Source organism: Pseudomonadota bacterium (assembly GCA_027624715.1).
In the GTDB taxonomy this organism is placed as follows: Bacteria; Pseudomonadota; Gammaproteobacteria; order Burkholderiales; family Eutrophovitaceae; genus Eutrophovita.
The window spans coordinates 23,017-47,916 of sequence record JAQBTV010000008.1; the positions used below are offsets into that span (position 1 = coordinate 23,017).

Consider the following 24,900-nt stretch of genomic DNA (forward strand, 5'->3'; position numbering starts at 1 on the left):
TGCGTTATTTGGCGCAGAGTATTTTTCGGTGGGCTACCAGTGAGTGAACGTTCAGGCGTGTGATTAAAAGTTGTCAAATTGAGAATAAATTTAATTTTGAGTCAGCAAAAATGGATAAAAAGAATCGAATGGTGAATATCCTGGCGATTGAAACATCCACAGATTTGTGTTCAGTTGCGTTGTCAGTCAGTGGGGAACTGCTCATCTTAGAAAAACGTGTTGGTCAGAGGCATTCAGAAGAGATATTGCCGATGATTGATCAGCTGATTCTTAAGTCAGGTATCAGTCTCAATCAAATAGATGTCATTGCCTTCGGCGCTGGGCCAGGCTCCTTCACGGGTGTGCGTCTAGCTTGTGGTGTTGCTCAGGGACTCGCCTTTGGCGTTGATGTGCCGGTAGTGCCGGTATCTTCTCTAGAGGCGCTAGCTCAGGCAACAAATTATGACAAAGTGTTGATATGTCAAGATGCGCGGATGAGTCAGGTGTATTCCGCTTCATACAAGCGAAAAGATAAGAGTTGGATACAGTTTACGGAGCCGTGCGTGTGTGATCCCCAAGAAGTTAATGTTCCGTTAGGGGACGGATGGATCGCATGCGGCAGTGGATTTATTTCTTATGCGCAGGAGTTCAAACCTTATTTTGGCTTATCGGGGCTTGTGGTGGACGTAGATTACGCTAGTCCTTCAGCGAAAGAGGTCCTACTCATTGCTGAACGTGAATTTAAAAATGGGCAATGTGTTGCAGCGGAAAATGCGGCTCCAATCTATGTTCGAAATAAAGTAGCACTTACGTTAGATGAACAAGTTTCTCGATAAGTCAAATCTATTCGTCAGAGCGATGTTGGAAGCGGATCTGCCCTCGGTTCTGGAAGTAGAGAAAGCGAGTTATGCTTACCCCTGGACGTTATTAAACTTTACCGATTGTTTGAATTCTGGATATCGATGCTATGTTTTGATCTGCGATGGCGCGCTTATCGCCTATGCAGTCCAGATGGCAATTTTGGATGAAATTCATCTGCTTAATTTGACCGTGTCTATTGATTTTCAAAAAAAAGGGGTCGGTCGTTATCTTTTAGATTCGCTAGTTAGTGACGCGCTTGCACTGCAGGCAGTTAAGATTATTTTGGAGGTAAGGCGTTCTAATTTCGCCGCTATATTTTTGTATCAGTCGTTAGATTTTAAGCAGATTGGATTGCGCAAGAATTATTATCCAGGCCAAGTGGGTAGAGAAGATGCAATTGTGATGGAGATGTTGCTGTGAGTACGAGAGAAGAAATTTTGAAGGAGCTTGGTGTAACGCCTATCTGGAGGTTAGGTAAGGGTTCTTATGCTGGCTTTAGTACTGTAGCTGAGGATAATGGGGCTTCACGCCTCGAGGTTAAGGGTGGAGTGCGCGAAAAGGTTGGTCAATTGGGCAAAGGCGCGGTAAGTATAGGTAAATCTTGTGTTTTGTTGAATTCGGGTAGTCATGTTGTTATGGGTTCGGGCGACCGCCAAGCGGACTGGTTGTTTGTTGGGGAGGCGTTAGGAGCAGAAGACAATATATCTGACGAGTCTTTTCCTGGAGAGTTAGGAGAACTTCTCGATAACATGTTGTCCGCAATGCATTTACGCCGCGATAACAAAGTCTATTTTTTGAATGTCGTGCAGTGTCGACTTACAAATGACCAAGGTCTTGATCCTCGAGAGAGCGCGTCTTGCACTCAGTTTCTTAGACAACAGATCCAAATTATTCAACCCTCAATCATTGTGACGCTGGGTAGTCTTTCTTCCGAGCGTTTAATCGGACTCAATCAAGACTTGTCGGAATACCGTCAAGTGCAGCATGAATGCTGGGGGGTGAATCTTGTGGCGACTTATCATCCACAGGATTTGCTAGAGAATCCGTTAGATAAAGCGAATGCGTGGAAGGATCTTTGTTTTGCTATCAATATGAAGAATAGAATTGAGCGTGCAAAAGCAACTGTGAGCGCAGATCAATGATGAATGCAAGACCTATTCAAGCCATAATTAACCTAGAGGCGATGCGTCACAATGTCGCTATAATTAAAAAGCTAGCGGGAACTTCGAGAGTCTTTGGCGTGGTCAAGGCTGATGGATACGGGCATGGATTGAGTCGTATTTATTCTGCGCTTTCTCATATTGATGGATTCGCAGTTATTGAGATGGATGCGGCCGCCTATCTAAGAGCACAGGATGCTCGTCGGCCTATATTATTGCTTGAAGGTGTTTTTAGTTTGCAAGAACTGAGTTGTGCAGCGGATCTTAAGCTTGATTTAGTTGTTCATAATATTGAGCAGATTGCTTTGCTTGAAAAATGCAGATCATTACATTCTTTTCATGTGTTTTTAAAAATAAACACTGGCATGAATCGCCTTGGTATCAAGGCTGATCAAGCGATTCAATGTCATGAAGCGCTTTGTAGGTTGCCTGTGGTTGAGCGGGTGACTGCGATGACGCATTATGCTGAAGCTGACGGCCCTAGAGGAATTGATTGGCAGAATATACAATTTGCACAAGCGATTGGATCTCTGGATATCCCCGTCTCTAAGAGTAATTCTGCGGCATTATTTCGTTTTGGTGCGAACGAGGAGAGTTGGGTAAGGCCTGGCATAGTGCTCTATGGCGCATCGCCAATGACGGATGTCCCTGCGAGTTCCTTAGGGCTGAAACCTGTCATGACACTTAAATCCGGAATAATTGGGGTGCAAGAGATTAGCGCCGGTGATCGGGTAGGGTACGGTGGTACGTATGTAGCGAATCGAAAAATGAAAATCGGAATTGTCGCAGGGGGATATGGCGACGGTTACCCCCGATCGATGCCCAACGGTAGCCCGGTGATTGTTAATGACATTCGAACTACAACGGTAGGACGGGTGTCGATGGACACGTTTGCGGTCGACTTGACTGACGTCCCTGCAGCAGGTGTCGGGTCAACCGTGGTGCTTTGGGGTGAGGGATTACCTGTTGACGAGGTCGCTCAGCAGATTGGGACCATCGGTTACGAACTATTGACCCGGGTAACTACTCGAGTCCCTTTTGTTGTGTGTTCTGACTGAAATAGTGATTACCAATTCGTGCATCGATATAATTGGGTATGAGCAAATCTAAGACAGTATTTTTGTGTTCCAGTTGTGGCGGACAGACCCAAAAGTGGGCCGGGCAGTGCCCTCATTGTCATGAGTGGAATGTCCTTAAAGAAACGATGGTAAATCGAGGTGGAGATCGGTATCAGTCTTTAAGTATCACTGATGCGCTGATACCTATAGGCGCGATCAAGGCTTCAGAGGAGGCAAGGTTTTCCACTCATAGCAGCGAGTTGGACCGGGTGCTCGGTGGCGGTCTTGTGAGAGGTGGCGTGGTTCTTATCGGCGGCGACCCAGGAATCGGAAAGTCGACATTATTGCTCCAAGCCATGAGTGCGATGAGTGAACACCATAAGGCCATTTATGTCAGCGGTGAGGAGTCATCGCAACAGATTGGACTCAGAGCGCAGCGGTTAGATTTGAAATCGGAAAAGTTGCTGCTGCTATCGGAAATCCAAATCAACAGAATTCTTGAAACCTTAAATCGAGAAAAGCCTGATGTTGTGGTCATCGATTCAATTCAGACGGTCTATTCCGAGGACATACAGCCTGCGCCAGGTAGCGTGTCCCAGGTGCGAGAGTGCGCAGCGCAACTGACGCGCTTTGCTAAAGCGAATGGCACAACATTGTTGTTGGTCGGTCATGTGACGAAAGAGGGCGCTATTGCCGGACCTCGTGTGCTTGAACATATCGTTGATACGGTTTTGTACTTCGAGGGAGATGCTTACTCGAGTTTTCGTTTGGTTCGTTCGATTAAAAATCGATTTGGAGCGGCTAATGAGCTGGGTGTTTTTGCGATGACAGATCGAGGTTTACGTGGTGTGGCTAACCCATCTGCGTTATTTTTGTCACAGCACGGAAAAGAAGTTGCTGGTTGTTGTGTCATGGTGACGCAAGAAGGTAGTCGTCCTCTTTTAGTGGAGCTACAGGCGCTTGTTGACACCTCCCATTTGGCTAACTCACGACGACTTACCGTTGGGCTGGAGCAAAATCGATTGGCTATGTTGCTTGCGGTTTTGCATCGACATGCAGGCATAGCAGCGTTCGATCAGGATATTTTTGTTAATGCGGTTGGCGGTGTCAGAATCAATGAGCCGGCATCAGATTTGCCGGTCCTTTTGGCTATTGTGTCATCATTGAGAGGAAAAGTGGTTGGTGGTAAAACTGTAGCGTTCGGCGAGATCGGCCTATCTGGTGAGGTCAGAGCGGTACAGCGTGGTCAGGATCGTTTAAAAGAAGCACTCAAGCTTGGCTTTGATCGAGCCATTATACCCGTAGCAAATGCTCCTAAAACCATTTTAAAGGGTATCGAGTTAATCAAGGTAGAGCACATTAGCCAAGCCATTGATGCGGTGTTTTAGATGAATTGTTAGGGTATAAAAGTACTCAATGAAAAGGTGTGATAGGCGATGCGTGACGCGTTTAATCGAGAGCTAAAAAAACTCAAAGGAAATTATGCGTCTTTATCTCCGATTTCTCTTATGTCGTGGGCTGCAGATGTTTATCCAGACCGTCTGGCGGTTGTCTATGGAGGACAGAAGCAAACATGGAAAGAAACTTATACGCGATGTAGGCAGTTCGCCTCCGCGTTAGTGAGGCTTGGTTTGGAGTATGGCGATACGGTCGCGATTATGGCACCCAATACGCCCGCAATGTTTGAGGCCCATTTCGGGATACCAATGGCGGGTGGCATTATTAATGCGTTGAATACGCGTTTAGATTCTGGAGCGATTGCGTTTATGCTTCAACATGGAGGTGCCAAGGTTTTGTTGGTCGATCGAGAGTATCACGCCGTGGTCAATGCCGCGTTGTCAACGTTGAAGCAAAAACCGCTATTGATTGATATCGCCGATGCGAACTTTGCTGAGTTACCGCCGGCGAGTGATATTGAATATGAAGCGTTCATTGCAAGTGGGGATTCGTTTTTTAAGCAGAAATTGCCGGAGGATGAGTGGGATGCGATTGCCTTGTCCTATACGTCTGGAACCACTGGTGACCCCAAGGGCGTTGTGACGCATCATCGAGGCGCTTATTTGAACGCTCTTGGTAATGTGGTGACATGGACTATGCCCTATTTTTCAAGATACTTGTGGACGCTACCAATGTTTCACTGTAACGGTTGGTGTTTTCCTTGGACGTTGGCAGCTGTTGCTGGAACAAGTATTTGCCTTCGGCGAGTTGAGTCTGATGTCATCTTCGATTTAATGCGAGACCATGATGTCACGCATATGTGCGGCGCACCGGTGGTTTATAACACCTTGATAAACGCCTCAGCCGGTGGAGGTCAAAAGCTCAAATCACGAGTCAAGGGGATGATTGCAGGCGCAGCTCCTCCAAGATCGGTCATTGAGGGTGCGGAGCTTTTGGGTGTGGACTTGACCCATGTGTATGGCTTGACCGAAGTGTATGGCCCAGCTGCGGTGTGCGCTCAGCACCCTGAGTGGGAGGATCTCTCATTGGAGGAGCGTGCTCAAAAAAATGGTCGGCAGGGTGTGCGGTATGTCGTGCAAGAAGGAATGGATGTATTGGATATCGAAACAATGCTTCCCGTCGCCCGTGACGGGAAGACCATGGGGGAAATTTGTTTTCGCGGCAACATCACAATGAAAGGGTACTTGAAAAACCCGAATGCTACGCAATCCGCATTCAATGGAGGTTGGTTCCATACCGGTGATTTGGCCATCATTGATACGTTTGGTTACGTTACGATTAAAGATCGATCCAAAGATATCATCATATCAGGAGGTGAAAACATATCAACGATCGAGATTGAGGATGTTCTTTGTCAGGACAGTCGTATCCTTGAGGCGGCAGTTGTGGCTCAGGCTGATGAGAAGTGGGGTGAAGTTCCTTGCGCTTTCGTTACCTTGAAGTCAGCGGAAGAGGTGCTGACTGAGGACGATGTGATTGCGTTTTGTCGAAAACGCCTTGCTCATTATAAATGCCCGAAAAGGGTGATTTTCGGTTTACTGCCAAAGACGTCAACGGGAAAGATTCAAAAGGCGGCACTCAGGGAGCGGCTACGAGAAGTAGATCAGTAACGGTTGTTTTGTCCGAGTTCGCATCAGATGATCCTGTTGTGGTACGCTAAAAAACAACTGTTGTGTTTAAATTTTTTAGTGAGAAGGCGAAATTTGATGAAGGTTTTAATTCCAGTAAAGCGGGTTGTTGACTACAACGTCAAGATTAGGGTTAAGGCAGACCAAAGCGGAGTCGAAATGGCTAACGTGAAAATGTCAATGAATCCTTTTGATGAAATTGCTGTTGAAGAGGCGATGCGTCTTAAAGAGGCAGGGCTTGTTACCGAAATTGTTGCTGTGTCTATAGGGCCAACGGCTTGCCAAGAGACACTTCGCACGGCGCTTGCGCTTGGCGCAGATCGTGCGATCCATGTTGAGACGGATCAAGAAACACAACCTTTGGGGGTTGCTAAAGTTCTAGCAAAGTTGGTGGATAGAGAAGCGCCTAGAGCAGTTATTATGGGTAAACAAGCTATTGATGATGACTTCAATCAAACCGGTCAAATGCTTGCAGCAAAGCTCGGATGGTCGCAGGCTACGTTTGCTTCAAAAGTAGAGATAGAAGGTGATGCGGCGTTAGTAACGCGCGAGATTGATGGTGGACTGGAAACGATTAAGGTAACGCTCCCTACGGTAATCACAACTGACTTAAGACTCAATGAGCCCAGATATGTGACGCTACCCAATATTATGAAGGCTAAAAAGAAAGTCATAGATAAAGTGACGCCTGAGGAACTTGGAGTGGATATAGCTCCGAGACTTAAAACGATCAAAGTGACTGAGCCTCCACAGCGCATTGCAGGTCAGAAGGTTGGCTCTATTGAAGAGCTATTGGATAAACTTAAAAATGAAGCGAAGGTGATTTGATGGCCACACTGATTATTGCGGAACACGATAACATGGCAATTAAAGGAGCCGTGCTCAATACGGTTACTGCTGGACAAAAATTAGGTAAAGAGATTCATATCTTGGTGGCGGGTTTTGAATGTGCGTTAGTCGCTGAGGCTGCGTCTAAACTAGCTGGTGTTACCAAAGTATTGTTAGCTGATGCCGAATATTTTAAAAATGGTTTGGCAGAAGACGTGGCTGACATTGTGGTGACTGTAGCTGAGAATTATTCTCATATTCTTGCGCCAGCTACGAGTTTTGGAAAAAATGTGATGCCTCGTGTTGCTGCACTTCTTGATGTGGCACAAATTTCTGATGTTGTAGTAGTGCAGAGCGAAGACACGTTTATAAGGCCAATTTATGCTGGAAACGCCTTAGCTACGTTGGTAGCATCCGATTCGATCAAGGTGATTACTGTTAGAACAACAGGATTTGATGTTTGTGCTGCTGAAGGTGGAAGTGGCATAGTTGAGTCCATTGATGTGTTGAGGAGTAAAAATTTGAGCTCATTAATCAGGCAAGAATTGACGAAATCAGCCAGGCCTGAGTTAATTGCTGCAAGAGTCATTGTTTCTGGCGGACGAGGTATGGGAAGTGCGGAAAATTTTTCACTCTTAGAAGCGCTTGCAGATAAATTAGGGGCCGCCGTTGGAGCATCTCGGGCCGCAGTTGATTCTGGGTTTGTGCCCAATGATTATCAAGTGGGGCAAACTGGAAAAATAGTTGCACCTGAACTCTACATTGCAGTTGGTATTTCTGGAGCCATTCAACATTTAGCAGGAATGAAAGATAGCAAGATCATTGTGGCAATCAATAAAGATGAGGAGGCGCCTATTTTTCAAGTGGCTGACTACGGTTTCGTTGGGGACCTATTTGAAGCTGTTCCAGAGCTTACGAACTTAATTTAGCTGGCCTCTATTTAATTTCAATAAAGGAATGTAATAATGTCCGTCTATCAAGCACCTGCAGCTGACATGGAGTTCGTTGTTAACGAACTGGTTGGGTTGGCACCAATACAAGCGCTACCAGGTAATGAAGAGATTAACGCTGAGTTAGTAAGCTTCATCATTGAGGAGGCGGGTAAGTTTGCCACTGGCGTGTTGGACCCGTTAAATTGGACCGGTGATCGGGAGGGGGCGAAACTTGAAAACCACGTTGTAACTCCTGCTGCAGGTTTCTCCGAGGCATACAAAGCATTTTGTGATGGTGGGTGGGGTGGACTTGCAAATGATCCTCAATGGGGTGGGCAAGGATTGCCTCATATAATCGCGGCACTTACGGCAGAGATGTGGAACGCCTCCTGCATGTCGTTTGCACTATGCCCTATGCTTACAGCCGGAGCAATCCAAGCGATTAAAAGACATGGATCAGATGAGCTGAAGGGGGTCTTCCTAAATAAATTAGTCAGTGGCGAGTGGTCGGGAACAATGAATCTTACAGAGCCTCAGGCAGGTTCTGACTTATCAGCGGTTCGAGCAAAGGCGATTCCTGACGGTGATCTCTATCGAATTTTTGGTACTAAAATTTATATTACGTGGGGGGAGCATACGATGGCAGATAACATCGTCCATCTCGTTCTTGCGCGTACCCCAGATGCTCCCGAAGGGGTCAAGGGGATTTCTTTATTCGTGGTTCCTAAATTTTTGGTAAACGCTGATGGCTCAATTGGTGAAAGAAATGATGTGAAGTGTGTATCGATCGAAGAAAAGCTTGGTATTCACGCAAGTCCTACTTGTGTAATGGCCTACGGTGATGACGATGGAGCTGTTGGGTACCTTGTTGGGGCAGAGAATCGTGGGCTTCAGTATATGTTTACGATGATGAATTTTGCGCGTTTGGAAGTAGGGATTGAAGGTGTGGCAATCTCTGAGCGTTCGTATCAGCGTGCCGCTGAATTTGCCAAGGGACGTATACAGGGGCGGAGTATCGGTGCTGGCTCTGGGGAGCGAGTTTCAATCATCCATCATCCTGATGTGAGGCGGATGCTCCTCACCATGAAATCCCAAGTGGAAGCAATGCGTGCTTTAGCACTTCAAACTTGTTCTTATCTTGATCGGGCGCTTCATCATGAAGACGAGACAGAGCGAGCGAACTACCAGAGTATGTTTGACCTTTTAACTCCCGTCGTCAAGGGTTGGTGTACTGAGCAGTCGATAGAGATAACTTCAATGGGTGTGCAGGTTCATGGAGGTATGGGTTTTGTAGAAGAAACAGGTGCGGCGCAGTATCTACGTGACGCAAGAATCACGCCGATATATGAGGGGACGACTGGGATTCAAGCTAACGATTTAATTGGTCGTAAAGTCGCGACAGAGCGCGGAATAACTGCATTTCAGTTAATTGGTCAGATGCGTCAAACAATTCAAGATTTTGATGAATTTAAGGATCATTCCGGTTTATCCATGATCAGAGATAAATTTCAAATTTCCGTAGAGGCGCTTGAAGAGTCAGTTAAATGGGTTCTCAATATTTATTCTAAAGATCCTCAGACGGCTTATGCCGGATCTGTCCCACTACTGAAACTCTTCGGCACAGTTGCTGGTGGTTGGATGCTTGCGCGGTCTGCAATAATCGCGAAGAAGGGGTTAGATGCAGAGAGTCCAAACGCAAAATTTTATAGAGGTAAACTTGCGACTAGTCGCTTTTATGCAGAGAATATATTGCCATTAGCCGGAGTGCTTAAAGACCAAGTCGTGGCTGGCCATAAAACGATCATGTCACTTGATGAGTCTTACTTCTGATGGCCGTAAATTTAGATAAGGTGTTACCAGTGGACCGTGACCCAACTTTGCGAGTGGTTCCTATGCCTTCTGATGCGAACTACAGTGGTGATATTTTTGGCGGTTGGATTATGTCACAAGTAGATATCGCAGGAAGTATTCCAGCGGCGCTTTTAGCTAAAGGAAGAATCGTTACGATTGCAGTGAACTCTTTTGTGTTTAAGCAACCAGTCCATATTGGTGATGTAGTCAGTTTTTATGCGTCAGTTTCTAAGGTTGGAAAAACGTCAATTACGGTTGATGTTGAGGTTTATGCCCAAAGGCGCTCTTTAGAAGCAACGGTAAAAGTCACGGATGCAACGCTTACTTATGTCTCGGTTGATGATGAACGTAAGCCTCGTGCGATTGATGGAAGTTGACACTCTAGTTGGCAAACCTTCTAACTTGATTATGTAGATACACTCAATATGCAAGGAGATCCGGTTATATAGTCAATAGTAATTCTGTGGGTCTTGTTGAGCCAAGTTAGCCATGTACCTATTTTGCTGATGGCTGGAGTTGATCGGCTTACATATTTGGATAATTGGGTCCGCCGCCCCCTTCTGGTGGGACCCAGTTAATATTCTGCGTAGGATCTTTAATGTCGCACGTTTTGCAGTGAACACAGTTTTGTGCGTTGATTTGCAGTTTAGGAATATTCTGCTCCGTAACAATTTCATAGACACCAGCTGGGCAATAGTATTGCTCTGGGGAGCCATAATCGGTCAAGTTGATTGTGATCGGCGTTGATTCGTTTTTCAGTTGCAAATGACATTTTTGATTTTCTTCGTGGTTGGTGTTTGAAATAAACACTGAGGTTAATCGATCAAAAGTTAATATGCCATCTGGCTTAGGGTAGTTTATTTTTTTCGCCTTGCTTGCTAAAGTGAGTTGCTTATGATCTTCATGGTGCTTCAGTGTCCAAGGCGCTTTTCCACGAAGTATGTAGGTGTCAATAGCGGAGTAGAGCATACCAATCCAGAACCCCCACTTAAACGATGGTCGAATATTCCGAACTTGTTTGAGTTCTGTCCATAGCCATGAGTTTGATAGTCGATAAGTGTAATCCAGGGTTGCTCTAGTATTGCTTGAGTTTAGAGAGCTCATGAGCGATTCCGCAGCCACTATTCCGGACTTCATAGCGGTATGAGAGCCTTTGATTTTTGGTACGTTCAGAAAGCCGGCCGCATCTCCGATGAGCAGTCCACCAGGGAATGAGAGCCGAGGGATTGATTGGTAGCCACCCTCTGAGATAGCTCTAGCCCCAAAGGAGATTCGTCGACCTTTTTCAAAAGTTTTACAGATATCTGGGTGGGTTTTAAATCTTTGGAATTCCTCAAAGGGAGATAGAAATGGGTTCTTGTAATCAAGCCCGACGACGAATCCGACGGCAACTTGATTGTTCTCGAGGTGATATACAAATGAACCGCCATAGGTTTTCTGGTCAAGCGGCCATCCCGTTGTGTGGATGACGAGTCCCTCTTGGTGGTTTTCTGGAGACACCTCCCAAAGTTCTTTGATGCCGATGCCATAGGTTTGTGGTTCAACACCTTTTCTTAGATCGAAACGTTCTATAGCTGCTTTTGTCAATGATCCGCGACAGCCTTCTGCGAAGATGGTTTGTTTTGCATAAAGCTCTATTCCTTGCTGGTAACCGTCGGTACGTTCTCCGTCTTTTCCAACGCCCATATCCCCAGTTGCAACTCCTTTTACGGACCCATCTTTGTTGAAAAGTATTTCAGTAGCGGCAAAACCTGGATAAATTTCAACACCTAATCCTTCTGCTTGTTGTCCGAGCCAACGTACGACATTGCCTAAACTCACGATATAGTTTCCGTGGTTATTCATATACGAGGGTGTTGGTAAAGTATAGGATTTAGAGGCTGTTAAATATAGAAGACGATCTTCAGTGACTAAAGTATGTAAGGGCGCTCCTAAGTTTTTCCAATCAGGTATGAGCTCATCTAGCGCTCGAGTTTCAATCACCGCACCTGATAAAGTATGCGCACCAACCTCTGAACCCTTTTCAACGATGCAGGCAGTTAGATCCTTTCCGGAATCATTCGCTAATTGTTTTAGTTTGATGGCGCATGCTAACCCTGCAGGTCCTGCGCCGATAATAACAACGTCATACTCCATTGACTCTCGTTCTGACAAAACCAACTCCTACGATCTCAGGGATTCCCTGCGTTAAGTCTGTTATATTCCGAAGGATAAATATTAATTCATTTATGACATATTTTCATCTGATTAGAGATCAAAAAAAATGGATACTTCGTTAAAAAATTCGATGCGATTAGTTAGAACTGATCGTATGAGTATGCGCTGGGGTGAGATGGATAGCCTTGCGCATATGAACAATGTTGCTTACTTGAGGTACTTTGAGGAATGTCGCGTCGCTTGGTTTGAGGAGTTAGGGGTTGATTACAACTCCAAGTCAGAGGGCCCTATTTTAGGAACAATCACCTGTCGTTATTTAAAGCCTGCTGTGTATCCGGCTGCATTTTCTGTAACGAGTTACGTTGGAAGATTAAGTAGAAGTAGTTTCGCCATATATCACCAACTTATAAATTGTTGTGATGAGTCAGAGATTTTCGCTGAGGCTGAGGCGATTATGGTTTGGGCCGATATTTCGGTAGGAAAGTCCAAACAGGTACCTGATTGGTTTCGTGCCGTAATTCAAGGTGAGTAACCAAAATTTTCACCACTGACATGACTGCTCGAGTCACTTAATAGATAGATGTAGGTTGATAATAGAGAATCTATCGATCTCAGAAGGTTACGATCTTCGCCGGGGTGTGTTTTTGATCGCAAAGGGGAGTTAATAGGTCCGGGCGTGATCACATTTACCCTATACGGTCTTTCATTTTTCCACTCATTCGATTGTAATTTCGCATAAGCATTAAGAGCCGATTTTGATACAGCGTAACCACCCCAGTATGCATCCAGAGATAATGCATGGGTGTCGGACGTGAGAACGACTGACCCCGACCCGGAGGCTTCGAATAGAGGTTCGCAGGCTTGTATCAAAAGTGCGGGGGCAATGACATTGACTTTAAGAAGACTTTGCCATGCAGAAAGTCCTAAGTTTCGGATAGGTCCAAGTTCTGTAATGTGGGTCGCGCAATGAACAAGCCCATGAAGAGGCCCAATATTTGCTTTGATGACTCTATTGATATTCTCAAATTCTATTTCGGTTGCCTTGCAGAGGTCGAGTTCTAAGGTGGCCGGCTCGTGATTGCCCTTTGATTTGATCAGGTCATAGGTTTCATTGAGGGCATTTACGTTTCTGCCGCTCAATAATACGGTTGCACCGAGATCAGCGCATGAAAGCGCTAGGGCACGTCCAATTCCACCGGATGCACCAGTAATCAAAATGGATTTGTCATCTAATCGGATTCCTGTTTCGAGAGTCTCAATTAAAGGTTTCATAATGATTTAATGATAATGTCTGAGGCTTTCATACCGCTTCGAACTGCAGCTTCAAGTGTAGCTGGATAGCGTTGATAGGTGTAGTCACCAGCGAGAATAATGCCATTTTTATCAGTGATTTGCGTGGGTCGTTTAAGTCCTGGCGTACAAGAGAAGGTAGCTCGTTTTTCAGCAAGTACCTGGCTCCATAATGGGGTTCCAAAGCCGAAATTGTCATTAAGGACGTTTGCAGACTTACTAGCTAATTGCTCATTCGTTAAGTTTTGGTGCAGGCCTGACCCGCTGATAATAACGCCAATGAGGCCTAAATCTTGGTGAGTTATCCCTCGGTCGAACACCCAATGAGCGTAGGGTGAGTTGAGTCCTATCATTCGATCATTAGTTGATGTATTTTTTTTGTATTGATGATAAACGGTGTAAATGGGTTCGTAAGTAAATTGGTCGATTAGGTTGAGTGATGATCGAATCATTGATGATTCTTCAAATACGTTTCTTACGTTATGAGGAGATGTTGCCACCACAATATGAGAGAATGATTCATTAGAATCTTTTATTGTTAACTCGTTATTTTTGCCTTGAGTAATTTTTGCTCGATATCCCAAACGAAGTATTCCTTCATGTTTTTCAATATATCTTCCCGCTCGTGATGCAAAAAGAGATGTTAAGTCACTTTTGGGGAACAACATATCACTACTTCCTTTTGGCCCAAGTAAGGCATCTGAAATTACGTTGGTGAATACGGAGGCGCAGCCCCGTTCGCATTGGATATTCAGCGCTGAGATGCAAATCGGATTCCACAGTAGCTCTATTAAGGTATCTGTTTGTTGGTGACGTAAGAGCAAGTTTTGCACCGATTCGAATGGTCGCACTGCCAGCTTCTCAGCTTTAATTAGCTGTAAAAATTTAAGGGCTGCAAGTTTGTCGGTTAAGTTTAGTCCACGTGCAAATAAGAATCCTAGTAACTGTTTTGCGGGGAAGGGGAGGCGTGGGGTGTTGATTCGCAGTGGACCATAGGAATATTTAAAAGGCTGACGGTCTATATCGAGAGGCTCTAAGGGTATTTGTATTTGGCTTAGTAGTGCTAATGTTGCTGTGTAGGCTCCCGACAGCAGGTGTATACCGTTGTCGATTATTTGTTCGTTAATTGTGATCTGGCGAGCGCGCCCCCCGAGAACGTGTGAAGATTCAAATAATGTTGTCGGCACGCCAGCATCCACCAGCGTTACGCCAGCGGAGAGTCCAGCCCAACCAGCTCCGATAATAGCAACGTTTAGGGCTGGCATATTTTTTACAGTTTTGCCCAAACTTTGCACGCAATCCAAAATTTTTCAATCGGCGTCAGTGATTGACGTTTAAGAAATATTTGAGAGGGTTTGGATGCGATTTTTTGAAGAAGTTTGCGGTAAATGGCGCTCATGATTAAGCCGGCTTTTTGAGACTGCCGATCATCTGGGTGCAAATGCGAATGAGCAGAATCGAAAAGATCGTAAGCAATATTGACTTGATTCGTGATTAATGCGTCGAAGGGCTTCGTCCCTACCGCGCTTAGAAGTGTTTCTCTATTCAACCCTGCTTTTTTCAACTCGTCTAGCGGTATGTATATCCTGGCACGCTGAAGGTCTTCATTTATGTCTCTTAAAATATTCGTTAACTGAAGAGCAAGCCCTAATTGCTCCGCATAGATGAGTGTGCTTGGGTTTGAGTAGCCAAAAATATTTGCTGAGAGGATACCAACGGCGCCTGCGGAGCGATAACAGTATTGAGTTAGCTGCTCCATATTCTGATACTCCGTTTTATCAAGATCCATCAACATCCCTTCGATAATGAGTTTGAAGTATTTTTTCTCCAGTTTATAGGGTTCAATAAAGCGGCTGAGTGCTTGTGTGACTGGGTGCTGAGGGGAGCCCGACCACATGGCGTCTAGCTCATGGTTCCACCAACCTAGCGTTGATCTCGCAACGTGTTCATCGGATGGTTTATCTACGATGTCGTCAACCTCTCGACAAAACGCGTAAAGGGCAGTAATGGCTTCACGTTTATTTTTTTTGAGAAATAAGAAGCTATAGTAGAAGCTTGATCCACTCTGTGCAGTTTTTTGGTTGCAGTACTCTTGCGGTGTCATTATTTACGAAAAACTGTTTGGAATAAAATGGACACAAAGTCCAATGAGTTAATTTTATGGGGCTTAGCGAAAACATTGCCTCGAGAAGCAGCGAGCTTGTTGGTGACCTGTAATCCTGATTTGACAATTGTTTTTATTTCCATACCAATTCTGCCAGGTAGCTTCTCGTAAAGTGCGGCGCCATCAACCAGATATTGCCGTGCGCGATTAGTTTGAAAGTCCATAAAATTTAACCAATTCAGATCAAATACTTTATTCTTAATGTGATGTTCGGTGACGCTAAAGGAGTCCATCTCATCTTGGGGAAAATAAATTCTTCCTATTGCATAGTCATCAGTGACGTCTTGCAGAAAATTAATAATTTGAAGACCGGTGCAAATAGAATCTGACCACTGAAGGTAGTTATTGTGAGTATGGCAAAACAAGTGCAGCAGAATACGACCGATTGGATTAGCTGATCGATCGCAATACAGTTTAAGCTGTGTAAAGTTTTCGTATCGTCTGGTTGTGAGATCCTGCTCGAAAGCATCGAGCAATTGAAAAAACAAAGTTATAGGCAGGTTATGATGAGTGATCAAAGTCCCAAGTTCAGAGAAAAGCAGAGTGAGTGGCGATTGGTCAGATTGGATTCTCTTCAGTTCTTCGTGGAAAAACCCTAAACGCTCTTTTTTGAAAGGGGCTGGTAGCTCGCTGTGGTCTGCTATATCATCTGCTGTCCGCGCAAAGTTATATATTGTTTCGATAGGAGCCCTTAGATATTTGGGCAACATTATCGAGGCGATAGGAAAGTTTTCGTATTGGTCAACGGGCAAAGCGAGATATCCATTAATTAAAGCGAGTTTATAGGCAGTTGAGTACGCTAAAAATTTTAGGCTCAAATAACCGAGATATTGGGATTATAGTAGAATGCCCTGTGTGCGAATGTGGCGGAATTGGTAGACGCACCAGATTTAGGTTCTGGCGCCGAGAGGTGTGAGAGTTCGAGTCTCTCCTTTCGCACCAAATTTATGTAGTAGTTAGATGTTTTGGCTGCGATATTTTAATATAACCACTCTCTAATCGGGTGAGGGTGTACGCATTATTTTTTGGGATTAGTATGGACGCAACACTAGAGACAATCAGCAGCTTAGAAAGAAGAATCTCAATTTCTGTGCCAATGGCCGAGATAAACAGTGAGGTGGTTTCCCGTATAAGTCGATTGTCCAAGACTGTCAGAGTCGCTGGGTTCAGACCCGGCAAGGTTCCAGTGAAGATTGTTGAGCGACAACATGGTGGTCAAGTGCGAAGTGAAGTTATGAGTGACGTCATAGGCAAGAATCTTGGGGACGCTTTAGCGCAAAAAGAGTTGAAAATAGCAGGGCTTCCTAAAATCGATGTCCAAGCGAAGAAGGAAGAAGACGACAACTTTGTTTTCATCGCTACCTTCGAGGTGTATCCTGCAATCGCGATAAAGGATATTGCGAATTGCTCAATCGATAAGCCAACAGTCAGTGTTGGCGATGCAGAAGTTGATTCAACCCTTGGCATCATGCAAAAACAAAGAGCTAATTTCGTGGTTAAGGACAAAGTCGCAGAGATTGGGGATCAAATAAAATTAGATTTTAAAGGCTCGGTCGACGGGGAACTCTTTGAAGGGGGTGCTGGCGAGGGTGTAATGATGCCACTTGGAGAGGGCCGATTACTTGCTGATTTTGAAAATGCGTTGACGGGATTAAGGGCTACTGATGAGAAGTCTTTTGATGTCCAGTTTCCTGATGATTATCCCAGCAAGGATTTAGCGGGGAAGAAGGCGCAGTTCGAAGTTAAGATCCACGAGGTTTTGGGTGCCGTTTTGCCTGAAATTAATGCCGATTTTGCTAAGCAGCTAGGTTTTGAGGATGGTGATGTAGGCAAGCTTCGTGTTGATGTTAAGAAAAACGTCGATTCTGAGGTTCGCAAGCGATTGGCGTCGCGTCAAAAGGATCTCGTCATGAAGGCGCTGCTTGATCAGGAAGAGTTTGACGTGCCGCAAGCATTGATCGATGAAGAGGGGCAGAGGCTTGCTGAGCGAATGAAGCAGAACATGGAATCGCGCGGCTTGAAAGTTGGGGAGGTTACTCTTCCCAAAGAGATGTTCGTCGAAGAAGCCACGCGTCGCGTTAAACTGGGGTTAATCATTGCGTATATCGCAGAAAAAAATGAATTGCAGCCTAAGCCCTATCAACTTAAAGAAGAGGTTGAGGAAATGGCGACTGGATATGAAAAACCCCAGGAAATTCGAGATTGGTACTACAAAAACCCTCAGCGATTGAGAGAGTTAGAATCGTTCGTGGTTGAGAAGAATGTGGTGACTTGGGCTTTAGAAAAAGCGCAGGTAAAGGAAGTTAAATTGAGCTTTGACGAACTCATGGGTATAGATCAATGACGATGAATGGTAGTGATTATCTAGCGCCCGCTGCGCTTGGGATGGTGCCGATGGTCATTGAGCAAAGTGGCCGAGGAGAGAGAGCCTACGACATTTACTCACGTCTTTTGAAAGAGCGAGTTATCTTTTTGGTAGGGCCGGTAAATGAGTTAACCGCCAATTTGGTGGTTGCGCAGCTTCTGTTTCTCGAGTCTGAGAACCCTGATAAGGACATTTCATTCTATATCAACTCTCCAGGTGGTGTTGTCTCAGCAGGTATGGCCATCTATGACACCATGCAGTTTATTAAGCCCGACGTAAGTACGTTGTGTATCGGCCAGGCAGCGAGTATGGGAGCATTTTTACTGACAGCGGGCCAAAAAGGTAAGCGATTTGTGCTTCCAAACTCTCGCGTAATGATTCATCAACCACTTGGTGGCTTTCAAGGGCAAGCGTCTGATATTGAAATTCACGCAAAAGAGATCCTTTATCTTAAGGATCGCTTGAACCGGTTGTTGTCCGAACATACTGGGCAATCCATTGAATCGATAAAAAAAGATACCGATCGAGATAATTTTCTCGGTGCTGAAGAAGCGGTAACTTACGGCTTAGTTGATGAGATACTGTCTAAGAGAAGTTAGAACTTGATGTATTTAATCGTGTCAAAATTTCTGTTATCAATATTTAAATATGAAAGATAATGAATAGGGTTTCATGACTGAAAATAGCGACAGCAATACGGAAAAGCTTCTTTACTGCTCCTTCTGCGGTAAGAGTCAACAAGAGGTGAAGAAGTTAGTAGCAGGACCTTCTGTATTCATCTGTGATGAATGTATTGAGCTGTGTAACGATATCATTTTAGAAGAAGCTCTGGCTGAGACGCGCTCAGAGGAAAAGTTATCGTCGTTACCTGTTCCTAAGGAAATTAGGGAGAGTCTTGACGACTACGTTATTGGACAGGAGTTGGCAAAACGTATTTTGTCGGTCGCGGTTTATAACCACTATCGACGTTTGCACGAGACCACTGACGATGGTGTTGAGCTGTCCAAGTCCAATATTTTGTTGGTTGGTCCAACTGGTTCAGGCAAAACACTACTTGCTCAAACGCTTGCGCGTTTGTTGAATGTGCCATTCGTGATGGCTGATGCTACGACCCTTACTGAAGCTGGCTATGTGGGCGAAGATGTAGAAAATATCATCCAAAAGCTTCTGCAGAAGTGTGACTACGATGTTGACCGCGCTCAAAGAGGTATCGTCTATATAGACGAAATTGATAAGATTTCACGAAAAACTGATAATCCGTCCATCACCCGGGATGTTTCAGGGGAGGGCGTGCAGCAAGCACTCTTGAAGCTCATTGAGGGAACCATTGCATCGGTGCCGCCTCAGGGTGGACGTAAACATCCAAATCAAGATTTTGTACAAGTAAATACCAGTAATATTCTGTTTATCTGTGGTGGTGCGTTTGATGGGCTTGAAAAAATTATACGAGATCGTTCTGATAAAAGTGGTATCGGTTTTGGTGCTGAAGTGAAACCTAAGAATGCCGCCCGCGATATTGGTAACGTGTTGAAGAGTGTGCAGCCAGGGGATCTCATTAAGTTTGGATTGATCCCTGAGTTCGTTGGAAGGCTTCCCGTGCTGGCGACTCTGGAGGAGTTGGATGAAAATTCTCTGATCCAAATTCTAACAGAGCCTAAAAATTCACTGCTCAAACAGTACAAAAAAATGTTTGCGATGGAAGGGGCTGTTCTGGATATTAGATCTGATGCACTTTCCGTGATTGCCAAAAAATCAGTCGAGAGAAAAACGGGAGCACGAGGCCTTAGATCCATCATTGAGAGCGTGCTGCTTGATGTTATGTATGAGCTTCCATCATTGAAAAATGTTGAGAAGGTCGTTGTTGACGGAACTACTGTGTTGGAAGGAACGAAGCCGCTTTTGATTTACTCCGATCAGGATTATGCGGTTTCTCGCTCATTGGCATCAAACGCATAATGTTTCGTTGGTCTTGAATTTTTGTAATTAGTCTCCATGTATTGAGGTAGTCTGATAATGCTAAAGGTACAAACATGAGTGAGAAACTTCAGGGAAACGAGACAAATAGTACGTATCCTCTAATTCCTCTTAGAGATGTCGTTGTTTTTCCTCACATGGTGATACCGCTCTTCGTTGGGCGGGTAAAATCAAATAAAGCCTTGGAAGTCGCGATGGAAGCAGGGAAGCATGTCATGCTTGTTGCTCAAAAAACTGCAACCAAAGATGATCCTGATGCTTCCGACTTGTATCAAGTGGGCAGCGTTGCGAACATCCTACAAATGCTTAGGCTGCCAGATGGGACGGTTAAGGTCTTAGTTGAGGGAGTTAAACGAGCTCGGGTGGAACATGTGTTGGACGAGGGAACGCATCTAAGCTGCGATATCCAAGAAATGGAGTCAACTCCTGGCGATTCATCAAAGCTGGAGGGAATGCGCAGAGCTCTGGTTACTCAATTCGAGCAGTACGTTAAAGTTAATAAGAAGATACCTCCAGAGATCCTGAACTCTTTGGCGGGCGTTGATGAGGCCGGTAGATTAGCAGATACAGTAGCGGCTCACTTGCCATTAAAGATTGGTCAGAAACAAGAGGTGTTGGAGTTGACGGATGTAAAAGCGCGCCTCGAACACTTGTTAGGTTTGTTAGAGTCTGAGTTAGATATTATGCAAGTCGAGCGTCGTATTCGGGGTCGTGTAAAGCGTCAAATGGAGAAGAGTCAGCGAGAGTACTATCTCAATGAGCAAGTTAGGGCAATTCAAAAAGAGCTTGGTGATTCAGAGGATGGAGCAGACATAGAGGAGCTTGAGAAAAAAATCAAATTAGCTCGTATGTCTAAAGAGGCAAAAAGTAAGGCTGATGGGGAGTTGAAAAAATTAAAATTGATGTCACCTATGTCTGCCGAGGCATCCGTTGTTAGGAACTATATAGAGACTTTAATTGGTTTACCTTGGAAGAAAAAAAGTAAGGTTTCGGCTGATCTTAAGGCCGCCGAAAAAATTCTTAACGAAGATCATTATGGACTAGATAAAGTCAAAGAACGAATCATTGAGTATCTTGCTGTCCAGCAGCGTGTAGACAAGCTCAAAGCTCCGATACTTTGTCTTGTCGGGCCTCCGGGAGTTGGTAAGACCTCATTGGGTCAGTCAATCGCCAAAGCGACTAATCGTTTGTTCACTCGAATGTCTCTAGGTGGTGTTCGAGATGAGGCTGAGATTCGCGGGCATAGAAGGACATATATCGGCTCGATGCCCGGTAAGATTCTGCAAAATATGGGCAAAATTGGAGTGCGAAATCCATTATTTCTCCTCGATGAGGTTGATAAAATGGGCATGGATTTTCGTGGAGATCCGTCCTCAGCACTTCTTGAAGTCTTAGATCCAGAGCAAAACGATAAATTTGCAGACCACTACGTAGAGGTCGACTACGACTTGTCAGATGTCATGTTCGTGGCAACTGCTAATTCGATGAATATTCCTAATCCTTTATTGGACCGGATGGAGGTTATTCGTCTGGCCGGTTATACGGAAGACGAAAAAATAAATATTGCAATACGCTATCTGTTGCCAAAACAGCTAAAGAACAATGGCGTTGAGAAACATGAGATCTCAATTTCGGATGGCGCCATCAGGGATATTGTTAGGTACTACACGCGAGAGGCCGGTGTGCGTTCTTTGGAAAGAGAAATCTCAAAGATCTGCCGCAAAGTAGTAACCGCTATTTCGGTAAACAAGATATCTGAAAAAATAAGTGTCACAGCTAAGAACTTAGATAAATATCTTGGCGTACGCAAATTTAGTTTTGGACTTGCTGAAAAGAGAAATCAAATTGGCCAGGTTACCGGTTTGGCGTGGACTGAAGTAGGAGGGGAGCTGTTGACCATTGAGTCGGTCATCCTTCCTGGAAAAGGAAACATACTGCGCACTGGTTCTCTTGGTGATGTGATGAAGGAGTCGGTTGAGGCTGCCCGCTCAGTTGTGCGCTCGAGAGCCCATGTTTTAGGTATTCCTGATGATGTTTTTGAGAAGCATGATATTCACGTTCATGTGCCAGAGGGTGCCACGCCAAAAGATGGGCCATCTGCTGGCGTCGCGATGACTATTGCACTAGTCTCGTCGATCACCAAGATACCAGTGCGATGCGATGTCGCGATGACGGGAGAAATTACTCTTAGGGGGGAAGTGCTTGCTATTGGAGGTTTAAAGGAAAAATTATTAGCAGCTCATAGAGGAGGCATCAAGACAGTTCTAATACCCCAGGAAAATATCAAAGATTTGGTCGACATTCCTGATAATATAAAAGGTAGAATAGATATTCGTCCTGTAAAGTGGATAGACGAAGCACTCGATATTGCTCTAGAACATCGACCAATCTCGCTGCCAGTAGATCAATCAGACGAGGTACCTATTCCATCTGTCGAAACTAATGTTGGGAAATCTACCCGAGTCAAGCACTAAAAAGAGCCAGCAAGGCTAATAATCTAGTCTTTGCTCCACTGTGTATCGGTTCATGTTTACTACCTTATAGTTTGCAGTTGTTATAAATGAAGTGGAATTTAATAGCGTCAAGAGGAGGAGTTTAGATATATCCCGTTGACGACAGATACAAACGTGCGGGCTAGGTGAATGGCCCGGTAACAAAATTGGAAAATTAAAAGGAAAGGATTTCATGTGAATAAATCAGAATTAGTAGAGGCAATGGCCGTCGCCGCCGACATGTCCAAAGCATCCGCAGAGCGAGCCTTAGACGGAGCAACATCAGCAATTGCCAAAGCGCTTAAGCACGGAGATCAAGTTACTATTGTTGGATTTGGCAGTTTTCTAGTTGGCGAAAGAGGTGAGCGTATAGGAAGGAACCCTCGTACAGGTGAAAGTATTAAAATTAAAGCGTCTAAGTCTCCTAAATTTCGGGCTGGTAAAGCGCTAAAGGATGCAGTAAACTAGCGCGCTTTTCAACATTAGCGCGGTGTAGTTTCTCGAAACTTAAGTTCAGTCTTAAGATACTTCGGGTGCTTAGCTCAGCTGGTAGAGCGTCGCCCTTACAAGGCGAATGTCGGGAGTTCGAGCCTCTCAGCACCCACCAGACCGTTGTTAAGGAGTGGTAGTTCAGTTGGTTAGAATACCGGCCTGTCACGCCGGGGGTCGCGGGTTCGAGTCCCGTCCACTCCGCCAATATGAAAAAGGCTAACGTATTTTCGCCTTTTTTGTTAATCTATACCCTTCGATAATCTGAGACAGTTTGTTAGGTCCTCCACATGTTTGACTTCTTAAGTAAGAACAAAATAATCTCCCAGGTGATACTGGGTTTAATTGTTTTGACGTTCGGGTTTTTTGGTGTTAGTTCTTATTTTAACTCTGGCAATTCAGAGCAGATTATTGCGGAAGTTGGCAAATCTATAATTTCACAGCAGGAATTAGCCCAGATGGTCAGCCGGGAGCAAGATCGGCTCCGTTCCCAGACGCAAGCAAATCCGCAGGCTGCTGAGTTTCTTCAAACTGCTGAATTTAAGACTTCCGTATTAAATAACATGATCGAGCGTCGTCTGTTATTAAATCAGGCAAGAAGTATGGGCATGGTGGTATCTCCTGAGGAACTGAAAGAGGTGATTCAAGGCGTTCCTGCATTCTTTGATGATTCAGGTGTTTTTTCTGTGGAAAAATATGAGCGACTCTTAAGTGCGCAAAATTTAGCGCCTGCCGAATTTGAGTCGCAAATAGAGGAAGACCTATTGGTGGGACGTCTACAAAACGTCATCTCAAAAAGTGCGATCGTTACAGACTCAGTAGTGAGTCGATTAGTGAAGCAACGCGGCCAACAGCGTGAAGTAAGCCAGTTAATTTTTTCTCCTGCGAGCTATCGAGAGTCGATCGTTGTAACTGATGAAGAGGTGCGAAAGTACTTTGACGAGAACACAGATCTTTTCAAGCTCCCCGAGCGAGCAAAGGTTGAATATATAGTGCTCAATGAAGAGTCAGCGGCATCTTCGATCTCCATATCTGAGGAGGAATTACGTCAGGCCTATAAGGATCGCATTGCGGAATTCAAAGGTGTTGAAGAGCGTAGGGCTAGCCATATTTTAATTTCTGTCATAGAAGATGGGTCTGATGCCGAAAAATCTGCGGCTCGTGCACGGACGGAAGAATTACTTCAAATCGTAAAAAAGGATCCGTCTCAATTTGGAGTGTTAGCTAAAAAGTTCTCAAATGACCCTGGGTCAGCCGAAAATGACGGTGACCTCGGTTTTCTTCGTCGTGGTCTTATGGTTGAGTCTTTTGATAAAGCTTTGTTTGAATCTAAGAAGGGCTCAATCGTAGGTCCGATTAAGACTCAATACGGTTATCACATCATTCGCGTCGATGATGTCAAAGTAGTTAATACAACATCCTTTAAAGACGCGAGGGACGATATTGAAAAAGCAGTGCGTCAGTCTAAAGTTGAGGAGACGTATCTCAGGGCATCGCAAACATTTAGCGATCGAGTGTATACGGATTATGACAGCTTCTCTCCGGTTGCTGAAGAGTTGGGTCTTACGATTCAAACCAGTGATTGGGTGAGCCGTGATAGCGCTGGTTATAACACGCTACTTGAGAAACCTGAACTGCTCCAAGCTATATTTTCTGCAGAGTCGCTTGAAGAGAAACGTAATACCGAGGCTTTCGAAGTGCAACCTAAAACATTGGTGGCAGCGCGTGTGATTGAGCATGCGGTCGAACAAGCTATGAATTTTAAGGATGTTTCGAGTGAGATCAAAGACTTTCTTAAATCGCAAGGATCGCTCGAAAAAGCAGTTGCAAAAGGTGAGTCTGCGCTCGCTGCCTTTAAATCTGGGAAGAACGTGACGGTTGGAGAATGGTCGAAGCCTGGCATGGTGACGCTGGTTAAGCGGCAGGGACTTCATCCAGAAGGCTTAAGAGCCATTTTCGGTGTCTCCAAAGAGGATCTGCCAGCGCATGTAGGGATGACCATTGACGATGGCCGCTATGTCATTTTTCGGGTAACCAAGGTTGTTGATTTGGACGAGGTGACAGAAAACGATTTGATTACTGCTAAACAGCAGTTAGAGCAGATGCTCATGCAGCAACAGATGAACGCATACATTGCGAGCCTGCGAGAAAACGCGAATGTCCGTATTAAAAGTGACAAGGCTGACAAGGAGAGTCTCAGTAATTAAATTGGTC

Annotated in this window: 22 protein-coding genes and 3 tRNA genes; 20 read left to right on the plus strand and 5 right to left on the minus strand. The window is 44.9% G+C overall.

Annotated features, from left to right (window positions below):
• The first annotated feature begins 128 nt into the window (after positions 1–128).
• From tsaB to O3A65_06495, 10 genes are all read left to right on the plus strand, one after another.
• The gene (gene tsaB / locus O3A65_06450) at positions 129–815 is read left to right on the plus strand and encodes a tRNA (adenosine(37)-N6)-threonylcarbamoyltransferase complex dimerization subunit type 1 TsaB (protein ID MDA1332108.1); all 687 of its coding nucleotides are present in this window, start codon (positions 129–131) and stop codon (positions 813–815) included.
• Positions 796–1,260 carry a ribosomal protein S18-alanine N-acetyltransferase gene (gene rimI, locus O3A65_06455; protein MDA1332109.1) on the plus strand — a complete coding sequence of 155 codons (465 nt, stop codon included), beginning with the start codon at positions 796–798 and terminating at the stop codon, positions 1,258–1,260. Before tsaB ends, rimI begins: the two co-directional genes overlap by 20 nt.
• Positions 1,257–1,982, plus strand: coding sequence for a uracil-DNA glycosylase (locus O3A65_06460; protein ID MDA1332110.1), 726 nt, complete (start codon positions 1,257–1,259; stop codon positions 1,980–1,982). Before rimI ends, O3A65_06460 begins: the two co-directional genes overlap by 4 nt.
• Positions 1,979–3,058 carry an alanine racemase gene (alr, locus tag O3A65_06465; protein MDA1332111.1) on the plus strand — a complete coding sequence of 360 codons (1,080 nt, stop codon included), beginning with the start codon at positions 1,979–1,981 and terminating at the stop codon, positions 3,056–3,058. Before O3A65_06460 ends, alr begins: the two co-directional genes overlap by 4 nt.
• 38 nt (positions 3,059–3,096) lie before the next feature.
• The gene (gene radA, locus O3A65_06470; protein ID MDA1332112.1) at positions 3,097–4,446 is read left to right on the plus strand and encodes a DNA repair protein RadA; all 1,350 of its coding nucleotides are present in this window, start codon (positions 3,097–3,099) and stop codon (positions 4,444–4,446) included.
• A 48-nt stretch (positions 4,447–4,494) separates the two neighbouring features.
• On the plus strand, positions 4,495–6,126 hold the full coding sequence (locus O3A65_06475; protein MDA1332113.1) for an acyl-CoA synthetase: 1,632 nt from the start codon (positions 4,495–4,497) through the stop codon (positions 6,124–6,126).
• A gap of 96 nt (positions 6,127–6,222) precedes the next feature.
• Complete coding sequence (locus O3A65_06480; GenBank protein ID MDA1332114.1) at positions 6,223–6,972, plus strand: electron transfer flavoprotein subunit beta/FixA family protein; 750 nt, start codon at positions 6,223–6,225, stop codon at positions 6,970–6,972.
• Positions 6,972–7,901: an FAD-binding protein gene (locus tag O3A65_06485; GenBank protein MDA1332115.1), complete on the plus strand. Its 930-nt coding sequence runs from the start codon at positions 6,972–6,974 to the stop codon at positions 7,899–7,901. Before O3A65_06480 ends, O3A65_06485 begins: the two co-directional genes overlap by 1 nt.
• 36 nt (positions 7,902–7,937) lie before the next feature.
• Positions 7,938–9,734, plus strand: coding sequence for an acyl-CoA dehydrogenase (locus O3A65_06490; protein ID MDA1332116.1), 1,797 nt, complete (start codon positions 7,938–7,940; stop codon positions 9,732–9,734).
• Positions 9,734–10,132, plus strand: a complete 399-nt coding sequence (locus tag O3A65_06495) for an acyl-CoA thioesterase (protein ID MDA1332117.1) — start codon at positions 9,734–9,736, stop codon at positions 10,130–10,132. Before O3A65_06490 ends, O3A65_06495 begins: the two co-directional genes overlap by 1 nt.
• A 148-nt stretch (positions 10,133–10,280) precedes the next feature.
• Here the strand turns inward: O3A65_06495 and O3A65_06500 are convergent, their stop codons facing one another.
• Positions 10,281–11,891, minus strand: a complete 1,611-nt coding sequence (locus O3A65_06500; protein MDA1332118.1) for an electron transfer flavoprotein-ubiquinone oxidoreductase — start codon at positions 11,889–11,891, stop codon at positions 10,281–10,283.
• A gap of 127 nt (positions 11,892–12,018) precedes the next feature.
• On the opposite strand from O3A65_06500, the gene O3A65_06505 reads away from it, so the two are divergent.
• Positions 12,019–12,444 (plus strand): thioesterase family protein, encoded by a 426-nt coding sequence (locus O3A65_06505; GenBank protein ID MDA1332119.1) that lies wholly within the window; start codon positions 12,019–12,021, stop codon positions 12,442–12,444.
• On the opposite strand, the gene O3A65_06510 is transcribed toward O3A65_06505, so the two are convergent.
• Genes O3A65_06510 through hpnC form a run of 4 tightly spaced genes read right to left on the minus strand, consistent with a single transcriptional unit; the run spans position 12,432 to position 16,118 of the window.
• A complete protein-coding gene (locus O3A65_06510) occupies positions 12,432–13,184 on the minus strand; it encodes an SDR family NAD(P)-dependent oxidoreductase (protein MDA1332120.1) in 753 nt (250 codons plus the stop codon). The two genes, O3A65_06505 and O3A65_06510, sit on opposite strands and share 13 nt — an antisense overlap.
• On the minus strand, positions 13,181–14,467 hold the full coding sequence (hpnE, locus tag O3A65_06515) for a hydroxysqualene dehydroxylase HpnE (GenBank protein ID MDA1332121.1): 1,287 nt from the start codon (positions 14,465–14,467) through the stop codon (positions 13,181–13,183). Before hpnE ends, O3A65_06510 begins: the two co-directional genes overlap by 4 nt.
• Positions 14,468–14,472: 5 nt before the next feature.
• Positions 14,473–15,306, minus strand: coding sequence for a presqualene diphosphate synthase HpnD (gene hpnD / locus O3A65_06520; protein ID MDA1332122.1), 834 nt, complete (start codon positions 15,304–15,306; stop codon positions 14,473–14,475).
• Positions 15,306–16,118 (minus strand): squalene synthase HpnC, encoded by an 813-nt coding sequence (gene hpnC, locus O3A65_06525; protein ID MDA1332123.1) that lies wholly within the window; start codon positions 16,116–16,118, stop codon positions 15,306–15,308. The genes hpnD and hpnC overlap by 1 nt, the downstream gene beginning before the upstream one ends.
• 105 nt (positions 16,119–16,223) lie before the next feature.
• On the opposite strand from hpnC, the gene O3A65_06530 reads away from it, so the two are divergent.
• From O3A65_06530 to O3A65_06570, 9 genes are all read left to right on the plus strand, one after another.
• Positions 16,224–16,308 (plus strand) — tRNA-Leu (locus O3A65_06530).
• A 94-nt stretch (positions 16,309–16,402) separates the two neighbouring features.
• A complete protein-coding gene (gene tig, locus O3A65_06535) occupies positions 16,403–17,710 on the plus strand; it encodes a trigger factor (GenBank protein ID MDA1332124.1) in 1,308 nt (435 codons plus the stop codon).
• The gene (gene clpP / locus O3A65_06540) at positions 17,707–18,330 is read left to right on the plus strand and encodes an ATP-dependent Clp endopeptidase proteolytic subunit ClpP (GenBank protein MDA1332125.1); all 624 of its coding nucleotides are present in this window, start codon (positions 17,707–17,709) and stop codon (positions 18,328–18,330) included. Before tig ends, clpP begins: the two co-directional genes overlap by 4 nt.
• 73 nt (positions 18,331–18,403) lie before the next feature.
• Positions 18,404–19,687 (plus strand): ATP-dependent Clp protease ATP-binding subunit ClpX, encoded by a 1,284-nt coding sequence (gene clpX / locus O3A65_06545; protein MDA1332126.1) that lies wholly within the window; start codon positions 18,404–18,406, stop codon positions 19,685–19,687.
• 74 nt (positions 19,688–19,761) lie between these two features.
• Complete coding sequence (gene lon, locus O3A65_06550) at positions 19,762–22,179, plus strand: endopeptidase La (protein ID MDA1332127.1); 2,418 nt, start codon at positions 19,762–19,764, stop codon at positions 22,177–22,179.
• Positions 22,180–22,392: 213 nt separating this feature from the next.
• Positions 22,393–22,665 (plus strand): HU family DNA-binding protein, encoded by a 273-nt coding sequence (locus O3A65_06555; protein MDA1332128.1) that lies wholly within the window; start codon positions 22,393–22,395, stop codon positions 22,663–22,665.
• Between the two features lie 63 nt (positions 22,666–22,728).
• Positions 22,729–22,804, plus strand: a tRNA-Val gene (locus tag O3A65_06560).
• Positions 22,805–22,816: 12 nt separating this feature from the next.
• Positions 22,817–22,893, plus strand: a tRNA-Asp gene (locus O3A65_06565).
• Positions 22,894–22,976: 83 nt separating this feature from the next.
• A complete protein-coding gene (locus O3A65_06570; GenBank protein MDA1332129.1) occupies positions 22,977–24,893 on the plus strand; it encodes a SurA N-terminal domain-containing protein in 1,917 nt (638 codons plus the stop codon).
• Positions 24,894–24,900 lie beyond the last annotated feature (7 nt).

What these genes read in the sequence shown, in the direction of transcription:
- hpnD (MDA1332122.1), bottom strand. Translation starts at nt 15,306, where the DNA reads ATGACACCGCAAGAGTACTGCAACCAAAAAACTGCACAGAGTGGATCA.
- hpnE (MDA1332121.1), bottom strand. Translation starts at nt 14,467, where the DNA reads ATGCCAGCCCTAAACGTTGCTATTATCGGAGCTGGTTGGGCTGGACTC.
- rimI (MDA1332109.1), top strand. Translation starts at nt 796, where the DNA reads ATGAACAAGTTTCTCGATAAGTCAAATCTATTCGTCAGAGCGATGTTG.
- radA (MDA1332112.1), top strand. Translation starts at nt 3,097, where the DNA reads ATGAGCAAATCTAAGACAGTATTTTTGTGTTCCAGTTGTGGCGGACAG.
- clpX (MDA1332126.1), top strand. Translation starts at nt 18,404, where the DNA reads ATGACTGAAAATAGCGACAGCAATACGGAAAAGCTTCTTTACTGCTCC.
- O3A65_06495 (MDA1332117.1), top strand. Translation starts at nt 9,734, where the DNA reads ATGGCCGTAAATTTAGATAAGGTGTTACCAGTGGACCGTGACCCAACT.
- tig (MDA1332124.1), top strand. Translation starts at nt 16,403, where the DNA reads ATGGACGCAACACTAGAGACAATCAGCAGCTTAGAAAGAAGAATCTCA.
- clpP (MDA1332125.1), top strand. Translation starts at nt 17,707, where the DNA reads ATGACGATGAATGGTAGTGATTATCTAGCGCCCGCTGCGCTTGGGATG.
- O3A65_06500 (MDA1332118.1), bottom strand. Translation starts at nt 11,891, where the DNA reads ATGGAGTATGACGTTGTTATTATCGGCGCAGGACCTGCAGGGTTAGCA.
- O3A65_06475 (MDA1332113.1), top strand. Translation starts at nt 4,495, where the DNA reads ATGCGTGACGCGTTTAATCGAGAGCTAAAAAAACTCAAAGGAAATTAT.
- alr (MDA1332111.1), top strand. Translation starts at nt 1,979, where the DNA reads ATGATGAATGCAAGACCTATTCAAGCCATAATTAACCTAGAGGCGATG.
- O3A65_06510 (MDA1332120.1), bottom strand. Translation starts at nt 13,184, where the DNA reads ATGAAACCTTTAATTGAGACTCTCGAAACAGGAATCCGATTAGATGAC.
- O3A65_06480 (MDA1332114.1), top strand. Translation starts at nt 6,223, where the DNA reads ATGAAGGTTTTAATTCCAGTAAAGCGGGTTGTTGACTACAACGTCAAG.
- O3A65_06505 (MDA1332119.1), top strand. Translation starts at nt 12,019, where the DNA reads ATGGATACTTCGTTAAAAAATTCGATGCGATTAGTTAGAACTGATCGT.
- tsaB (MDA1332108.1), top strand. Translation starts at nt 129, where the DNA reads ATGGTGAATATCCTGGCGATTGAAACATCCACAGATTTGTGTTCAGTT.
- lon (MDA1332127.1), top strand. Translation starts at nt 19,762, where the DNA reads ATGAGTGAGAAACTTCAGGGAAACGAGACAAATAGTACGTATCCTCTA.
- O3A65_06485 (MDA1332115.1), top strand. Translation starts at nt 6,972, where the DNA reads ATGGCCACACTGATTATTGCGGAACACGATAACATGGCAATTAAAGGA.
- O3A65_06570 (MDA1332129.1), top strand. Translation starts at nt 22,977, where the DNA reads ATGTTTGACTTCTTAAGTAAGAACAAAATAATCTCCCAGGTGATACTG.
- O3A65_06490 (MDA1332116.1), top strand. Translation starts at nt 7,938, where the DNA reads ATGTCCGTCTATCAAGCACCTGCAGCTGACATGGAGTTCGTTGTTAAC.